Annotated in this window: 15 protein-coding genes; 6 read left to right on the top strand and 9 right to left on the bottom strand. The window is 45.4% G+C overall.

Going from position 1 to position 15,889, the window contains the following annotated elements; translation table 11 throughout:
- The first annotated feature begins 162 nt into the window (after window positions 1-162).
- The gene (locus C0J08_RS02290) at window positions 163-885 is read left to right on the top strand and encodes a GntR family transcriptional regulator (protein ID WP_212654528.1); all 723 of its coding nucleotides are present in this window, start codon (window positions 163-165) and stop codon (window positions 883-885) included.
- Between the two features lie 80 nt (window positions 886-965).
- Here the strand turns inward: C0J08_RS02290 and C0J08_RS02285 are convergent, their stop codons facing one another.
- Window positions 966-2,177, bottom strand: coding sequence for a Gfo/Idh/MocA family protein (locus C0J08_RS02285; RefSeq protein ID WP_212654527.1), 1,212 nt, complete (start codon window positions 2,175-2,177; stop codon window positions 966-968).
- A gap of 108 nt (window positions 2,178-2,285) precedes the next feature.
- Here C0J08_RS02285 and C0J08_RS02280 point away from each other — a divergent pair, with 108 nt between their 5' ends.
- The gene (locus C0J08_RS02280) at window positions 2,286-3,179 is read left to right on the top strand and encodes a LysR substrate-binding domain-containing protein (RefSeq protein WP_212654526.1); all 894 of its coding nucleotides are present in this window, start codon (window positions 2,286-2,288) and stop codon (window positions 3,177-3,179) included.
- A 91-nt stretch (window positions 3,180-3,270) separates the two neighbouring features.
- On the opposite strand, the gene C0J08_RS02275 is transcribed toward C0J08_RS02280, so the two are convergent.
- A complete protein-coding gene (locus tag C0J08_RS02275; RefSeq protein ID WP_212654525.1) occupies window positions 3,271-4,341 on the bottom strand; it encodes a TRAP transporter substrate-binding protein in 1,071 nt (356 codons plus the stop codon).
- Between the two features lie 237 nt (window positions 4,342-4,578).
- Here C0J08_RS02275 and C0J08_RS02270 point away from each other — a divergent pair, with 237 nt between their 5' ends.
- Entirely contained in the window at window positions 4,579-5,316 is a 738-nt protein-coding gene (locus C0J08_RS02270; protein ID WP_212654524.1) for a GntR family transcriptional regulator, read from the top strand.
- Between the two features lie 75 nt (window positions 5,317-5,391).
- Here the strand turns inward: C0J08_RS02270 and C0J08_RS02265 are convergent, their stop codons facing one another.
- From C0J08_RS02265 to araD, 5 genes are read right to left on the bottom strand one after another with little or no spacing between them, the layout of a single operon-like run.
- Window positions 5,392-6,147 carry a TSUP family transporter gene (locus C0J08_RS02265; protein WP_212654523.1) on the bottom strand — a complete coding sequence of 252 codons (756 nt, stop codon included), beginning with the start codon at window positions 6,145-6,147 and terminating at the stop codon, window positions 5,392-5,394.
- A 60-nt stretch (window positions 6,148-6,207) separates the two neighbouring features.
- Entirely contained in the window at window positions 6,208-7,494 is a 1,287-nt protein-coding gene (locus C0J08_RS02260) for a TRAP transporter large permease (protein ID WP_212654522.1), read from the bottom strand.
- A gap of 3 nt (window positions 7,495-7,497) precedes the next feature.
- Window positions 7,498-8,046 carry a TRAP transporter small permease gene (locus C0J08_RS02255; protein WP_212654521.1) on the bottom strand — a complete coding sequence of 183 codons (549 nt, stop codon included), beginning with the start codon at window positions 8,044-8,046 and terminating at the stop codon, window positions 7,498-7,500.
- Window positions 8,047-8,056: 10 nt separating this feature from the next.
- On the bottom strand, window positions 8,057-8,824 hold the full coding sequence (locus C0J08_RS02250; protein WP_212654520.1) for an HpcH/HpaI aldolase family protein: 768 nt from the start codon (window positions 8,822-8,824) through the stop codon (window positions 8,057-8,059).
- Complete coding sequence (araD, locus tag C0J08_RS02245) at window positions 8,825-10,546, bottom strand: L-arabinonate dehydratase (protein WP_212654519.1); 1,722 nt, start codon at window positions 10,544-10,546, stop codon at window positions 8,825-8,827.
- Window positions 10,547-10,791: 245 nt separating this feature from the next.
- On the opposite strand from araD, the gene C0J08_RS02240 reads away from it, so the two are divergent.
- From C0J08_RS02240 to C0J08_RS02230, 3 genes are all read left to right on the top strand, one after another.
- The gene (locus C0J08_RS02240; RefSeq protein ID WP_212654518.1) at window positions 10,792-12,252 is read left to right on the top strand and encodes an NAD-dependent succinate-semialdehyde dehydrogenase; all 1,461 of its coding nucleotides are present in this window, start codon (window positions 10,792-10,794) and stop codon (window positions 12,250-12,252) included.
- 70 nt (window positions 12,253-12,322) lie between these two features.
- Window positions 12,323-13,087 (top strand): SDR family NAD(P)-dependent oxidoreductase, encoded by a 765-nt coding sequence (locus C0J08_RS02235; protein ID WP_212654517.1) that lies wholly within the window; start codon window positions 12,323-12,325, stop codon window positions 13,085-13,087.
- A gap of 193 nt (window positions 13,088-13,280) precedes the next feature.
- Window positions 13,281-13,946, top strand: coding sequence for a DsbA family oxidoreductase (locus tag C0J08_RS02230; RefSeq protein WP_212654516.1), 666 nt, complete (start codon window positions 13,281-13,283; stop codon window positions 13,944-13,946).
- Between the two features lie 132 nt (window positions 13,947-14,078).
- On the opposite strand, the gene C0J08_RS02225 is transcribed toward C0J08_RS02230, so the two are convergent.
- Window positions 14,079-15,383, bottom strand: coding sequence for a TRAP transporter large permease (locus C0J08_RS02225; protein WP_212654515.1), 1,305 nt, complete (start codon window positions 15,381-15,383; stop codon window positions 14,079-14,081).
- A complete protein-coding gene (locus C0J08_RS02220; protein ID WP_212654514.1) occupies window positions 15,380-15,886 on the bottom strand; it encodes a TRAP transporter small permease in 507 nt (168 codons plus the stop codon). The genes C0J08_RS02225 and C0J08_RS02220 overlap by 4 nt, the downstream gene beginning before the upstream one ends.
- Window positions 15,887-15,889 lie beyond the last annotated feature (3 nt).

The raw sequence follows: 15,889 nt of genomic DNA, 5'->3' as shown, positions 1-15,889 counted from the left end.
TTAATTTTATTATTTCAGGGTAACTATTTATTGATACTAGTCACAACAACTAATATATTAGTATATGAGTTATCGAGTCAAACACTTTTTCTACTTTCGGCTATACCAAGTCTCTGAGATAATGTAGATATAACAAACAAATCCAATGTGAAGTTTTCAACTATGAGTCAGAACAGTAATAATTTTCTAATTAAGAATTACCTAGAAAGTGTCGGTGACAAACCAAGAACCGCCGTTGAAAAGGTGTATGAAGATTTATTACGCAGAATTATTAATTTAGAGTTACCGCCCGGAAAGGCATTAACTCGTGGTGATCTATGTAAAGAATATCAGGTAAGTCAAACGCCGGTTCGTGAAGCTTTACTGCGCTTAGAACAAATAGGCCTAATAAAAGTGAAGCCGCAATCTGGGACTGAAATCACCAGCATTGATATTGAGCAAATAGAACAAAACCATTTTTTACGTGAAGCACTGGAATTTGAAGTCGTTAGACGCCTTGCCCTTAAACCAAACAAAGAACTCATCAAACACCTTCGCTCGATTGTAGATATGCAAGAACAAGTTTCTACCGGAGACAGCATGGATCTTATGCTATTTGCGAAACTTGATGAGTTCTTCCATCGTTCAATGTTCGAGGCTGCAGGGCAAATAAAACTCCACGAACTAGTTCGATCACGATCTGGACATATGGATCGCATTCGCCGCTTACACTTGCCTCATGAGGGAAAGATCCGCGCGATATTAGAATCGCATCGAAAGATTATAGATGGCATTGAAGCTAATGATATAACTGAAGCCGTTAATTCAATGCGCGAACATTTATCAGGAACATTAACAAGAGTCCAGTCATTAAAGGATGAGTTTCCAGACTACTTTCTACATTAACACTCCGAATTTAACTCACCGAAAATAAAAAGGGGATGACCACTAATCATCCCCTTTTTTCCGATACAGTAAAGTAAGTATTAAAGGTCAATCCCTTTGGATTTAAGCAATTCAGCCACTTCGATGATCTTGCCTGTTTTTACGGATTCTTCCGCGGCACACCCTACCACAACAGACCAGAAGCCTTCCTCCACGGTCGCGCTATTGGTCTTCTTGCCGGCCATTTGATCGGCAAAAGCAATGTGTTCGAACCATGTTGCACCGTTGTGACCGGAGGCCTCGATCAATTTAGGGTAGCTTGGTTGCGAGGTTTTAGAGGGACGATTCTGACCACAGAACACTTCCATTTCGGTACGTAAACGGGCGTTTTCACTGAAGTCTTCAATCTCGGCGGCTTTGACACGGCCTTCATCACCGCAGACTAATAGTTCTTCATGGAACATAGGCGCAAACATACAAAGGTTAAAGCCAGCGCGAACGCCATTTTCATATTCAACAGTGACAAAAGCGCTATCCAGAATGTCGGATTTTTCGCCTTTATACTCGAAGTCACGGAAATTGGTAGACTGGGAACCGTTAGCATAAACGCGTACTGGACGAGATTGAGCAAACAGGTTCATTAAATCAAAGTAGTGACAGCATTTTTCTACTAGCGTACCGCCAGAGAATTTAGAGAACTTGTTCCATTGGTTTACTTTATCAAGGAAGGGAATGCGGTGTTCCATGATGTTGATCATCTTCACTTCACCGACCGCTTTGCGTTCTAGCACTTCATGAATGGCTTCGGAATAAATCGATTTATAGCGATACTGCAAGCCAATCTGCAACACAGCGCCGTATTCTTTCGCCATTTTGGTAATTTCGTAAGCATCTTCCAACTTGGTCGCCATCGGCTTTTCCATGAAGATGTGCTTGCCCGATTTGATCGCCACTTTTAAAACATCAAGGTGCGTAAAGTTAGGTGTACAGATTAAAATGCCATCAACTTCTGGGTCATTACAGGCCGCTTCTAGCGTTTCGTAGACTTTAAAATCTTCATCGGTGATTTTGGCAAATTCTTCTTTGGCAACTTTTACGCTGCGCTCGTTTAGATCGAACACACCATGGATAGCAGAGCGACCAACGCGAGTCGCCACGCGCATGTGCTCCATACCGATCATACCGCAACCAATCAGATTCACACGAAACTGCACTGGCTCTTTGGCGAAGAAGTGACGCTCCTCTTCATTGATGTAATGAAAGGCTGGGCCTGTGTAGCTAAAAAGCTGTCCGTCGATTTTTTCTCTGCTCATGATGTCTCACCTAAACTAACTTAGAATTATTTTGTAAGGCTAAGATAGGAAAAGCGCATCATTATGTCTAATATATGTTAATCACATGCTTAATATGAAAAAGATATCATGCGCTTTAGAAAACTGAATTATTTTATTACCGTAGCGGAAGAGCTGCATTTTGGGCGCGCTGCGGCTCGCTTGCATATTGCCCAGCCACCTCTGTCACAACAAATTAAAGCCATTGAAGATGAAATTGGCGCCGTACTTTTTGAGCGTAGTAGCCAGAAAGTCTCTCTGACGCCTGCAGGAGAAGCCTTACTACCTCAGGCAAGGGCCCTTTTGCAGGACTGGGAAAAAATACAAGAACAAGTTCGAAGTATTGCCAACGGCACATCAGGCAACCTATCACTGGGTTTTGTTTGGGCGGCTGGCACGCCGCATTTTTCCAAAGGCATCGCTCAGTTCAAACAAGACAATCATGGCGTGACGCTCAATCTAGAAGAAATGACCACAACCCATGCCTTGGATGCCCTAAGAACAGAAAAAATCGATTTGGCGATGATCTTCCTTAATCCCCTAATGGACATCACCGACCTAGAACACCAAGGCTATGAAACGCAAAAACACCTACTCGCCTTGCCAGAGAATCATCCACTTGCGCAAAAAGAAAGTGTGCCTTTAAGTGGCTTACACCAACTGCCGTTTATCTCCTTTGTGAGACAAGCTCACCCATCCCTTTACGATCAGATTATGCATGCTCTCCATACGGCAGGAGTGGAACCAAACATTGTACAAATCGCTCGGTTGACTCAAACAACCCGAACCCTAGTGGCCGCTGGTGTGGGCATCGCACTTGTTCCAGAATCCACACAATTCGACCAACGAGAAGGCTTAACTTACCGCCCGATTGATGGTATTTTGCCAGAACTCGACATCCACTTTGTATGGCGTAAAAACAGTCTAACACCTCTCATGAAAAGATTAATCGCCCACCTTCAAATGCAAGTGCCGAAAATCTAAGTATTGAAATCAATAAAGAACAATAGATAAAAAAAGCCAGTGCAAGCACTGGCCTAACGGAAAATCATCGTTCAGAAGATGATTAAAAATATTAGTTCTGTGCCATGTAGGCCTCATTAATTGACGCTTCACATGACTTCACGGCACTTTCAGTGGTTTCGACCCACTTAGCGCCATATTCATTAACGAACCAATCACGTACTGGTTTCGCTGCTTCTTGGAACTGGGCTTTTTCTTCTGCTGTTGGTGCATACACTGTTCCGCCGGATGCTTTAAAGTCGTTATAAGCTTCAATCTGACGACGCTTAGGCATCACGGTAGTGACTTCACGCAGCGCATCAAAACCATCCATCATGATGTGTTGAAGGTCTTCTGGCATGTCTTTCAATGAGTCATTGTTCATCCACCACATAGACGCCATATAACCATGGCCATCTAGCGTCATATATTTAATATGTTCATTAAATTTCATACCCATAATATCGGTAATGCCGTTTTTCGTGCCTTCCACCAAGCCTGTTGCCAATGAGGTATACACTTCTGGCCAAGGCACAGCTGTTGGGCTGCCGCCCATCGCTTTCACAAGCTGCATTTGAATAGGCGAGTTGATCGTACGGATCTTCAAACCTTTCACATCAGCCGGTGTTTTAATCAATTTATTGGTTGTCGCAAAATTACGCCAGCCGCCCGTATTACCAATGGTCATTAAACGCATAGTACCTGTTCGATCTAGCAACTCTTTACGAATTGGTCCGACCAACATTTCATTATTCAAGGCACATTCAGCAACACGATCTGTTGGGAATATATAAGGAATATCTAGCGCTTGGATCTCTGGGAAAACATTCGACAAACCACCCGTCGTGGTATTAAACACTTGGATCAAGTTAGCTTGCAGCGCTTCAATACATTCTGTTGGGTTACCACATAGCTGACCGCCAGAATAAATATTAACGTGAATACGACCGTTTGAGTGCGCTTCAACATAGTCTTTCAACACAACAGCGCCATCATAATCTTCGTCACTCGTATTAGAAAGATGAACAATATTGAAATCATAATCAGCCGACAGTGCAGGCATAGCAGCAAGAGACAAACTCGCTGCCATTAATGTTGGAACAAAAGCTGCTGTGGTCTTTTTTAGTAAAGCGGTTTTTTTCATTTCGAAGGCTCCGTTTTTTATTCTTTGATCACTTTTTTATTCTGAATCACGCAAGTGGTAAACAAATAAATAGGTCATTCATAAGCCTGTCTCAAAAGAGATTACTTATAGAAAATTCACTATTTTCTTGTCATGTCTTGTTTTATATCTTATATAAGACATAAAGTGCAAGAAAATAACAGATTTTTTTATTACGTCTGGTATTCTAAATTTATTCGATACACAACAGGGCAAATCATGACAGTCAGTACACCGCAGCCATCCCCAACCTTCAAACCTCTGTATAAACAGGTTCAAGAGTTAATTACGGAAAGAATTATTGAAGGTTCTTGGAAGCCCGGTGAGATTTTACCGAGTGAATTTCAACTTGCAGACCTGCTAGGCGTCAGTCAGGGAACGGTTCGAAAGGCACTTAACGCATTAACCGAGGACAATGTCTTATTTCGTCGTCAAGGTGTTGGCACTTTTGTATCAGAGCACACACTGCAAAAAATGATGTTTCACTTTTTCCATTTCAAAAGTGATAACGGTGATATTCCCGAGCTTCCTTACGCCCAATTACTCGAAACACAATTAATCACACCGGACGAAAGCTTACGAGCGATATTTGATCTCGCGTCAGATGAAAAAGTTATTGAAATTCATCGTGTGCGTTCAATTAACAATACGGCTTCCATCCGTGAGTTAATCTATCTGCCCTATCGTTACTTTACCGATTTAGATAAAGAAGAAAAGTTGCCACACTCCCTGTATCACTATTACCAGCAACATTTTAATATTACCGTTCACAAAGCTACAGACAGACTAAAAGCTGTGTTAGCCGACGAACATGACCAAAGTGTGTTAAACATCGCTGCAGGACAACCGCTATTAGAAGTAACCCGCACTGCTCGCGCATTAGACGGACGTACCGTGGAATACCGAATCAGCCGCGCCAACAGCGAAGACCTACATTATCAGGTTGAACTCAATTAACTGATTCTAAAAATTAACAAACGAAAAGAGCGCATCACCACAAGGTCATGCGCTCTTATACCCACTAAAGAGGATCTACCTAAAACCCTGCCACATCAAGCTAACACCCGACAATAGCAACAAACTAAACGCCACGAAGCGCATCGCTCGCCCCGAAATAGGCATAGGAAACTTTCTCGCTACTAAGGTCGCTATCACAACTACAGGAAAGCCAAGCGCACATAATAGCCAAGTGTCGATATCAACACCTTGAGAAAGGCTAACTGATCCCACGCGCAATGCCGCCGTGCAACAAAATATACCTAATAAAGTCGCGCGTATTCTGGCTTGGTCATCTGGCTGGCGATACATCATGAAAGTGATCGGTGGACCAAAAGTCGCAAACATGCCGCCCATTACCCCACCTATTACGCCACTGACAGCAAAAGCCCTCGCAGAAGATTCTTTTCTCACCCTATGAGCTTGTAACATCATCACCAAACTGCTGACGACGATACACAAACCTAAGCTAAATTTAAGCCAGCCTAATGCGTTCTCGCCAAGGTAACCAAGCAGCCATACACCAAGGAAAATAGCTGGTAGACAAGGTAAAATAAAGCCCCAAAAAGCGCGACGATTTATCTGTTTCCAATGCCCACCATAAAGCCCAATTCCAGCATTAATAAGACTTAACACGCTCACCGCAAACGCTGTTACTTCAATGGGCGCTAAACCTAATGCAGATACACTGCTTACGACAATCAATCCAAAAGCGAATCCCGTCATCGCTTGAATGTAACTGCCGAGCGCAAAGAACAATAATAAAAGCAGGCTAGAACTATCCATAAGCATAAAAGCCTCCCTCGTTTGTTTCGCCCTTAACTATGCCAAAAAACTGTGGTTTACCATCCATCAGGAGGCAAAACCGAGCAAACGAGGCAAGGTCATTGTTAATGCTGGGATATAGGTAATAAGCAAAATAACCATGATATGCACCGCCAAATAAGGCAGCATTTCTCGGCTAATTGTTTCTACTCGTTCGCCACTCACACTGGACGCAACAAACAGCACCAAGCCCATGGGTGGTGTCGTTAAACCTATGGTTAAGTTGACACACATCACAATGGCAAAGTGCAATGGATCAATACCAAACTGCGTCACGATAGGGCCAAGAATCGGACCCAAAATAAGAATCGCAGGGCCTGCATCTAAGAACATACCGACAAATAACAGTAGCAAGTTAATAATCAGCAGTAGCAACAATGGATTTTCAGTAAGAGAAACCATGATTGCAGCGACTTTTTGTGGCGCGCCAGATAGGCTGATCACCGAAGAAAACGCCACCGCACTGCCGACAAGGAACAAAATCACCGCAGACGATTTAGCCGTAGCGTAAAACAAGCTTGGCAAGTTACTCACCGTCATGGTTTTCGACAACAAGCTAACAACCAAGGCATACGCCGCCGCAACCGCCGCCGCTTCTGTTGGTGTAAACACACCAGATAAAATACCGCCAAGCAAAATAACTGGCGTCAACAACGGCCAAAAAGCTTGTTTTACCGCTGCGCCACGCTCCGGCCAAGTAGCTTTTTCTGAAGCCACTTTATAGCCTCGACGACGTGCCAAAAACCAGGTCATTGCCATGAGGCTAACCCCTACCAAAAAGCCTGGAACAAGACCGGCTGCAAACAATCCACCTACCGACACATTCATCACAAACGCATACAGAATCATGATGCCGCTAGGAGGAATAATTGGTCCGATGACCGATGAGGCCGCCGTCACGGCCGCCGCAAAGCGACGCGAGTAACCGTTCTTTTCCATCGCTGGGATCAGCATTTTCCCCAACGCCGAACAATCGGCTACCGCCGAGCCACTTAGCCCCGCAAACAACATGGAGGACAAAATATTAATTTGCGCCAAACCGCCCCGTAAATGCCCAATAAAAGCTTGGCTTACTTGTACAAGCGACAAAGTAATGCCACTGCGGTTCATGACCTCACCTGCCAACATAAAAAACGGAATCGCCATCAAAGGAAAGCTGTCAATACCGTTGTACAAACGCTGTGTCAGCAAGAGATAGAACATCTCCTTACCTTCGAGAAATAGACTGAGACCTGGCGCAAACAACAACGCAAAAGCAACAGGCATCCCCAAAAACATGACAGAAAGCAAAATCCAGAAAAATGAAATGCCCATGGGTTATCCCTCGCTCTCGCTATCTGACAACACAAAATGGTCATCGTCAGATTCATTAAAAAGACGTGCAATACCTATCAAGAACAGTTCGATATACACCAGCATCATCACGCCAAAACCAATCGGCATCGCCATGTATGACCAAGCTTTGGTAATAGGTAAAGCCGTCGCTAACATGCGCGTCCCTTTTAGAGCGAAATCTAGGCTTTTATTAAACGCGTAATACAAGACAATCCCGACCAATACATACAAAACCAACTCCAGCAGCAAGCTCAAGCGCCTTGGTAAAGACCCCAAAATAATATCGAGCGCCGCATGTTGCTTAGTGCGAGAGACCACAGGCAGTGTCAAAAATGTCATCCAAACCATCAGGTAACGCGCCAGCTCTTCAGACCAAGGTAATGAATCGTTAAGCACATAACGACAAAACACCTGAACGAGAATCGAAGCCGTCATCACTGCCACTGCGGTGATTGCCAGATATTTAAAAGCGAAAATAAGAGCAGAATTTATCCGCCCCAGTAACGTTATTATTCTTGTTAATAAAAGCATAGAGACACCTTTACGAGTTCTTCATTTGCGCCAAATGCGCTTTACACTGCCCCAGCATATTGGCCAGATCATTGGCAATCGACACAAAACTAAAGCCAACTTCTAACGCCCATTTTGCATCGTCAGGCGCAGGCATAACCGTTCCTACAGGAATCCCAGCTTGATTACAGGCCGTCACACAAGCCACTATTTTGGCGCGCACATCAGGATGATTAACCTGACCTGGCAAGCCCATTGTCATCGACAAATCTCCAGGACCAATGAATACTGCACTGACGCCTTCCACCTGGCCGATTTCTACCGCAAGCTCTAACGCTTCAACCGTTTCCAACTGAGGAATCAAGCAGACTTGTTCATTAGCCGCAGTAGGATAATCTTCACGGGTGGTATAGCGCGCAGCACGATGCATTTTGGCAAAGCCGCGCTTGCCCAACGGTGGGTACATACTGGCCTGAACAATGGCTTTCGCCTCTTCTACCGATTCAACGAATGGGAAATACAAGGTCATGCCGCCTTGGTCTAACACCTGCTTGATCGCAATCGGATCATGGCTTGGCATACGAATAACCGCGGCCGTTGGTGTTTGTTCAACCGCGCGCAAGATCGGAGTGGTGTCATGAATGCTGGCTGGGCTGTGCTCTAAATCCACGACCAAGTAGTCGTAGTTCAAAAATGCCATGGCTTCGGCGACGGTTGGGCTACCTGACAAGGTCCAACCACCGACTAATTTTTGGCCATCCAGTAAACGCTGCTTAAACGGGTTAGTTGTGTTGCTCATTTAAAATATCTCCGGTTCATCGATGACAGCGTCACCTTGTAAAAAGTCAAAGTCACACCCTTGGTTTGCTTGGGTAACATGAGTTGAAAACATAGCGCCGTAGCCACGGGCAAATTTTGGTAGGGGTGGTGTCCAAGCCGCTTTCCGAGCGGCCATCTCTGCATCGCTGATGTCTAAATTAAGTGTACGCTTTTCCACGTCTAAAACGATCCAGTCGCCAGTTTGAACAAAGGCCAAGGGGCCGCCCATATAAGATTCTGGCGCAACGTGCAAAATACAGGTGCCATAATGGGTACCACTCATCCGCGCATCGGAAATTCGCACCATATCGCGAACGCCTTTTTGCAAAAGCTTTTTCGGAATGGGCAAGCCACCCCATTCAGGCATGCCCGGTCCACCAATAGGGCCTGCATTTTTTAGCACCAATACGGTATTTTCATCCACATCCAGATCTGGGTCATCAATCTGTGCCGTCATTTGTGCATGATTTTCAAACACCAAGGCTTTACCACGATGTTTCAATAAATGAGGCGAGGCCGCAGACGGTTTGCACACCGCACCATCAGGACAAAGGTTGCCAGTGATCACGCCAATCGTGCCGCGGTCATTCACCGGATTACTCAGAGGACGAATCACATCCTCGTTATAAATCTCCACACCGTCCAAGTTCTCCCCCAAGGTACGACCATTCACATTACCTTGATCCAGATGCAGAAAATCTTTAAGGCGAGTCAATAAGGCTGGCAAACCTCCCGCATAAAACAGATCTTCCATTAGATATTCGCCCGCCGGCATAAGATTGGCAATAACAGGGATTTTGCGTGCCCATTCATCAAACAAAGACATGGGTAAATCAATACCAGCACGCCCAGCCATGGCGATTAAATGGATAATGCCATTGGTGGAACCACCCAGCGCAACATAAGTGACAATGGCGTTTTCAAAGGCTTCTTTGGTGGCAAGGGACTTTGGTGTTAGGTCTTCAAACACCATTTTGGTAATGCGCTCACCCGCCAAAGAACACAGACGTTGGTGAGCCGAATCGGCCGCAGGAATAGTCGCCGAACCAGGCAAACAAAAGCCCAACACCTCGGCCATAGAAGTCAGTGACGAGGCGGTCCCCATGGTATTGCAGGTTCCCACCGAGCGAGTCATTTTGGCTTCCAGTTCGAGCCAATCTTCATCACTCAAATTGCCAGCACGTTTCTCATCCCAAAACTTTCTAGTGTGTGTGCCAGTACCAATTTTTTGCCCCTTGAAATTACCGTTTAAACTAGCACCAGCAGGAATGTAAATCGCGGGAATATTCATACTGATGGCCCCCATTAATAGGCCTGGAGTGGTTTTATCACACCCGCCCATCAGAATGGCGCCATCAATGGGATGACTTCTCAGTAGCTCTTCCGTTTCCATCGCAAGAAAGTTTCGATACATCATGGTAGTGGGTTTCACCATGACTTCTCCCAGCGACATGGCTGGCATTTCTAATGGATAACCACCAGCGCGAATAATGCCTTCTTTAACAAACTGCGCACGCTCCCTAAGATGCGTGTGACACGTACTGATGTCACTCCAAGTATTAATAATCCCAATGACTGGGCGATTCATAAAATCGCTGCGCTTGTATCCAGTTTGTTGCGTTCGTTGTCGATGTGCAAAAGCACGCATATTGTCAGGAGCAAACCAACGCTGACTGCGAAGGTCTTCAATACGTTTTACCATGATGCGGTCCTGTTCTTACTCTGTTTATTTTTATCGCTATGCCGTTTAAGGATCGATGCTTGTTTACGGCTTCTTTAAACTTGTGATATAACTCTTATATAAGACATAAGATAAGTCAAGAACTATCCCCTTACCGACTCAAAATAATGAGTAAAAATAATGGCAATAGAAAATTGGCTTGAAATAAGCACAACCTGTAACAACCTAAAAATAAGACCAACTCAATAATGAAAAGAGGTACCGCAATGCTTGAACTAAAAAACAAAGCACTCCTGCAAACGAAATGTTTAATCAATGGAGAGTGGGTTGAATCTTCACAAGGCAGCACACTAGATGTGTTTAACCCTGCAAATGGTGAATTAGTAGCAACCGTTGCGACCGCGGGTGAGGCGCAAACCGAACAAGCCATCGCCGCTGCCGATGCCGCTCAAAAAACATGGAAGAAAAAAACCGCCAAAGAGCGTTCCGTTTTATTACGTCGTTGGCACGACCTACTTATGGAAAACCAAGAAGATCTTGCGAAGCTGATGACAGCCGAGCAAGGCAAGCCTCTAGCGGAGTCTCGTGGTGAGATTGGCTACGCCGCGTCTTTTATCGAATGGTTTGCTGAAGAAGGCAAACGCGTTTATGGTGATATGATCCCAACTTACGCGGCAGACCGTCGCATTCTAGTGATGAAAGAACCGGTCGGGGTGTGTGCGGCCATCACACCTTGGAATTTTCCTGCTGCCATGATCACACGTAAAGCCGGTCCAGCGCTTGCTGCGGGTTGTACTATGGTGATCAAACCCGCTTCTGACACGCCTTTGAGTGCTCTAGCCATGGGCGTTCTCGCCATTGAAGCTGGCATTCCAGCGGGGGTTATTAATATCGTCGTAGGCAAAGCCAGCGAGATAGCCAAAACCCTCACTAATTCTCCTGTGGTACGTAAACTGACCTTCACTGGCTCGACCCCCATTGGCAAACTGCTAATGAAAGACTGTGCCGATACCATGAAAAAAGTGTCCCTTGAACTGGGTGGTAATGCGCCTTTTGTGGTGTTTGACGATGCCGACATAGATGAAGCCGTTAAAGGTGCCATGATGTCTAAATACCGTAACGCAGGCCAAACCTGTGTTTGCGCCAACCGCATCTATGTTCAAGCAGGCGTTTACGACACCTTCGTCGAAAAATTCGCCGCTCAAGTGGCCGCAATGAAAGTGGGCAACGGGACAGAAAAAGACGTTGAACAAGGCCCTCTAATTAACCGTGCCGCCGTGGATAAAGTGGACGAGCATGTACAAGATGCCATCAGCAAAGGCGGCAAAGTCATCACAGGCGGTAAACACCATGAATTGGGTGACAACTTCTATCAGCCAACGGTGATTGCCAATGCGACCCAAGACATGCTGTTCGCTAAAGAAGAGACCTTTGGTCCTTTGGCTCCTGTTTTCAAATTTGAAACCGAAGACGACGTCATCGCCATGGCAAACGATACCGAATATGGATTAGCCTCTTATTTCTATTCTCGTGATATTGGCCGTATTTTCCGCGTAGCCGAAGCCTTAGAGTCGGGACTGGTCGGCGTTAACGCAGGGGTTATTGCAACGGAAGTCGCACCATTTGGTGGCTACAAAGAATCTGGCCTTGGCCGTGAAGGTTCAAAATACGGCATTGATGATTACATCAATACCAAATACGTGTGTGTTGCTGGTTTAGATAAATAACGGATTAAACCTGATAAAGAATGCCTTGGTTTCTAGGCATTCCCATTCTTTGTCGACTGGAGAATAGTAAATGCCGACATTAACAAACCAATACCCCTCTTTAAAAGACAAGGTTGTCTTTATCACTGGCGGTGGTTCAGGGATTGGCGAATTCCTTGTTCATCACTTTATGAAACAAGGCGCACATGTGGCGTACATCGATATTGATGACGCGAGCTCTACGACGTTAAACCAAAAACTGGCCGACGAGTTCAAAGTGACGCCTTGGTATAGAAAAGTCGATGTCCGTGATATTGCCGCTCTGCAATCTGCCATTGACGACGCCGCACAAGAGCTTGGCCACCTAGACGTACTGATCAATAACGCGGGCAAAGATGACCGACATAAGATCGAAGACGTCACACCTGAATACTGGGACAACTGCCTAAACATCAATATGCGCCCACACTTTTTTGGTATGCAAGCCGCAGCAAAATGGATGAAAGAAGGGGCGAGCATTATCAATATGGGTTCCATTAGTTGGATGCGTGGCCGCGCAGGTATGGTAGGTTACACCACATCAAAAGGCGCGATCCACACCATGACTCGTACCATGGCGCGCGAACTTGGGCCACAAGGCATTCGCGTCAACTCTATTGTACCTGGAGCGGTGGTCACCGAACGACAAAAAGCCCTATGGCTAACGCCAGAATTGGACCAAGAGTTTATCGACGTTCAATCGCTTAAATTCCGTATTGAACCAGACGATATTGTGGCAATGGCTCTGTTCCTTGCCTCACAAGACAGTCGAGCTTGTGCTGGACAAAACTTTGTTGTGGATGCGGGCATCGTTTAACCCCTGCGAACTTAGCGGTTCCTCTGCTGTGTGGAACCGCTCACCTCTCAGGATTGGTTACCTTCCTAACAGCTAGAAACCGCTTAGATTCTGCAAACAAAAAGTATCTGCCGTATTTCTGTCTCCCAGAGCTTTTAATTTCCTACGCTGCCCATAAGAATAGATTAATAATTAAGCACCGAGGCCATATCCCATGAAAGACTCTTTAGACATTCAATTCATCTCCGATGTTATGTGCCCATGGTGCGTAGTCGGTTTAGGCAATCTAAACAAAGCCCTAGAACAATTAAGCGACAAAGTGGATACGCACTTATCATTTCAACCTTTCGAACTGAATCCCAACATGCCGGCAGAAGGTCAAAACCTGAACGAGCACATTACGGAAAAGTATGGCATTACCAAGGAACAATCTGACCAAAACCGCGCCATGATTCAACAGCGTGGCGAAGAGATTGGTTTTGATTTCCATTTCTCCCCAGAAAGCCGCATGCGCAACTCCTTCGACGCTCACCGCTTGTTGCATTGGGCAAAACTAGAAAACAAGCAAGCCGAGCTAAAAGAAGCCCTGTTTAAAGCCCATTTCACCCACAATCAAGATGTAAGTGATCACACGGTTCTAGCGAACCTTGCGGCTAGCATCGGCCTTGACCCAGCAGCTGCCAAAGGCATTTTGGAAAATAATCACTTTGCTGATGAAGTCCGTGAGCAAGAACAAATCTGGCAACAAAACGGCATTACCTCTGTTCCTACTGTCATCATCAACAACGCCTACGCCATCTCAGGCGGACAGCCAGCAGAGGTGTTTAAAAGCGCGATAGAAGAAGTGTTAGAAAAAATTAAAGCAGAGCAACCAGCTTAGCACCTGATACTTCACGCATACTGTGAACAAACGCTAAACCCCAAAGCCCCATGTCTCTTTCCAATCAAAGGAAAAAACACATGGGGCTTTTTATCATCTAGACTAATTACCCTTTCGACCACAAAACTGAAATCAACCAAACATTGTGTTGGGAAGAAAAAGCACAATCTGCGGGAAGATAATCAACAAAGCAACAGATAGAACCATCATCAACCAAAAAGGCAGAACACCTCGAAATATGTCACCTAACGCCACGTTCGGTGCTACCGATTTCACAATAAAAACATTAATACCAACAGGAGGAGAAATTAATCCCATTTCAAGCGTCAAAACGGTAAGCACACCAAACCAAATAGGGTCGATGCCGAGCGATAAAATAATAGGAAAGAATATTGGTAAAGTGAGTACCAACATGGCAAATCCTTCCAGAAAGCAACCAAGCACCAAATAAATAGCCAAAATCAAAATAAGAGTACCAGTCACTCCTAAACCAAGCCCTGTCAACAAGTCTCCGACAGCAGAAGGGATATGACTAAGCGCCATAAAGGGGTTAATTAAGTGAGCGGCGATCAGTATTAGCATCACAGTTGCGGTTGTAACAACGGCATCTCGAGAAGCATGCCAAAGGCCTTTTAATGATAAAGACCGTGTAACAAAGCCCACTAGGATCACAACCCCAGCGCCAACGGCAGCGGCCTCAACGGGGGAAAATAACCCGCCATAAATACCACCAATCGTCAAAAGTATCACAGCCACAATTGGCCCTGCACCTAATAAAGCTTTCCCTTTGTTACGCCAACTTGTTGCAGGCCCCGCAGGCCCAAAGTCCGGTCTAAACCAACAAATTATTGTAATCACCAAAATGAAGAGAAGTAGCAACAAAATCCCGGGCAGAACACCTGCTAAAAACAGCCGTCCGATACTTTGTTCTGTCAGAATGGCATAAATAACAAACCCCGTTGAAGGAGGAATAAGTATCCCTAACGTACCGCCCGCCGCCACAACGCCCGTGGACAGTTTTTGGTTGTACTTGAAGCGCTCCATCTGCCCTAACGCTACTTTCCCCATGGTCAATGCTGATGCAACCGACGAACCAGAGAGCGCAGCAAAACCGCCACAACCAATGACAGTTGCCGACGCTAAGCCGCCACGTAACTGACCAATGATGGCATACGCAGCATCATAGAGTTTTTGGCTCATTCCAGTAATGGAGGCAACATTCCCCATCAGAATAAACAGCGGAATGACCACCAATTCTGGAGATGAAGCTAAGGTAAAGGTTTCTGAAGCGAGCAAGCTAAATGCTGATCTGCTGCTATCCAGTACCGTTATTCCAACAAATCCCACGGAAAACATAGCAAACGCCACCGGCACACGTAGCACCAGCAGGGCAAACATGATCAGTATGCCAATAAAGCCAATCATTGCTGCACTCATACTGTATCTCCTTTGCGCACATCACGCTTCGACACAATAAGTTCAAGGGCACGCAAGAACATTCCTACGGCGGTGAGCAAAGCGAAGATAGACAGTGCATTTTGGAATAAACCTTTAGGCAAACGTAAAAGGTTGGTGGATAAGTTCAGCATGGTGGAGATTTTCGCACTTTCATTGACAGCATAAGCAATACCCAAAAAGATCACAGCACCCAATAAAGCGGAAAAAACATCAATCAAGCGATTCACTAATACAGAATAACTTCGCTCAAAAAGATCGACCGAAATGTGGCCACCTTGGCGATCACACAATGCCATAGCACCGAAAACAACAATTACCATCCCCATGGTCGTCATGTCTTGTGATCCATAGATAGGCGTCCCTAATGATCGGCCAACCACATCCATGAGAATAATTACTACCTCAAAAATGAGCCCTAGAGCACCCAATGCAGCGGATAAGCTAATTAGCCCATCCGCTAATTTACGCAGAATAAAAAGCATACG

Source organism: Marinomonas sp. CT5 (assembly GCF_018336975.1).
Lineage (GTDB): Bacteria > Pseudomonadota > Gammaproteobacteria > Pseudomonadales > Marinomonadaceae > Marinomonas.
Note: the sequence above shows the minus strand (reverse complement) of the source record. Positions and strands in the feature narration are given on the sequence as shown.

Coding starts and splice junctions, on each gene's coding strand:
- C0J08_RS02250 (WP_212654520.1), bottom strand. CDS start 8,824: ATGAGCAACACAACTAACCCGTTTAAGCAGCGTTTACTGGATGGCCAA.
- C0J08_RS02220 (WP_212654514.1), bottom strand. CDS start 15,886: ATGCTTTTTATTCTGCGTAAATTAGCGGATGGGCTAATTAGCTTATCC.
- C0J08_RS02230 (WP_212654516.1), top strand. CDS start 13,281: ATGAAAGACTCTTTAGACATTCAATTCATCTCCGATGTTATGTGCCCA.
- C0J08_RS02260 (WP_212654522.1), bottom strand. CDS start 7,494: ATGGGCATTTCATTTTTCTGGATTTTGCTTTCTGTCATGTTTTTGGGG.
- C0J08_RS02255 (WP_212654521.1), bottom strand. CDS start 8,046: ATGCTTTTATTAACAAGAATAATAACGTTACTGGGGCGGATAAATTCT.
- C0J08_RS02240 (WP_212654518.1), top strand. CDS start 10,792: ATGCTTGAACTAAAAAACAAAGCACTCCTGCAAACGAAATGTTTAATC.
- C0J08_RS02285 (WP_212654527.1), bottom strand. CDS start 2,177: ATGAGCAGAGAAAAAATCGACGGACAGCTTTTTAGCTACACAGGCCCA.
- C0J08_RS02225 (WP_212654515.1), bottom strand. CDS start 15,383: ATGAGTGCAGCAATGATTGGCTTTATTGGCATACTGATCATGTTTGCC.
- araD (WP_212654519.1), bottom strand. CDS start 10,546: ATGGTAAAACGTATTGAAGACCTTCGCAGTCAGCGTTGGTTTGCTCCT.
- C0J08_RS02290 (WP_212654528.1), top strand. CDS start 163: ATGAGTCAGAACAGTAATAATTTTCTAATTAAGAATTACCTAGAAAGT.
- C0J08_RS02280 (WP_212654526.1), top strand. CDS start 2,286: ATGCGCTTTAGAAAACTGAATTATTTTATTACCGTAGCGGAAGAGCTG.
- C0J08_RS02270 (WP_212654524.1), top strand. CDS start 4,579: ATGACAGTCAGTACACCGCAGCCATCCCCAACCTTCAAACCTCTGTAT.
- C0J08_RS02275 (WP_212654525.1), bottom strand. CDS start 4,341: ATGAAAAAAACCGCTTTACTAAAAAAGACCACAGCAGCTTTTGTTCCA.
- C0J08_RS02235 (WP_212654517.1), top strand. CDS start 12,323: ATGCCGACATTAACAAACCAATACCCCTCTTTAAAAGACAAGGTTGTC.
- C0J08_RS02265 (WP_212654523.1), bottom strand. CDS start 6,147: ATGCTTATGGATAGTTCTAGCCTGCTTTTATTATTGTTCTTTGCGCTC.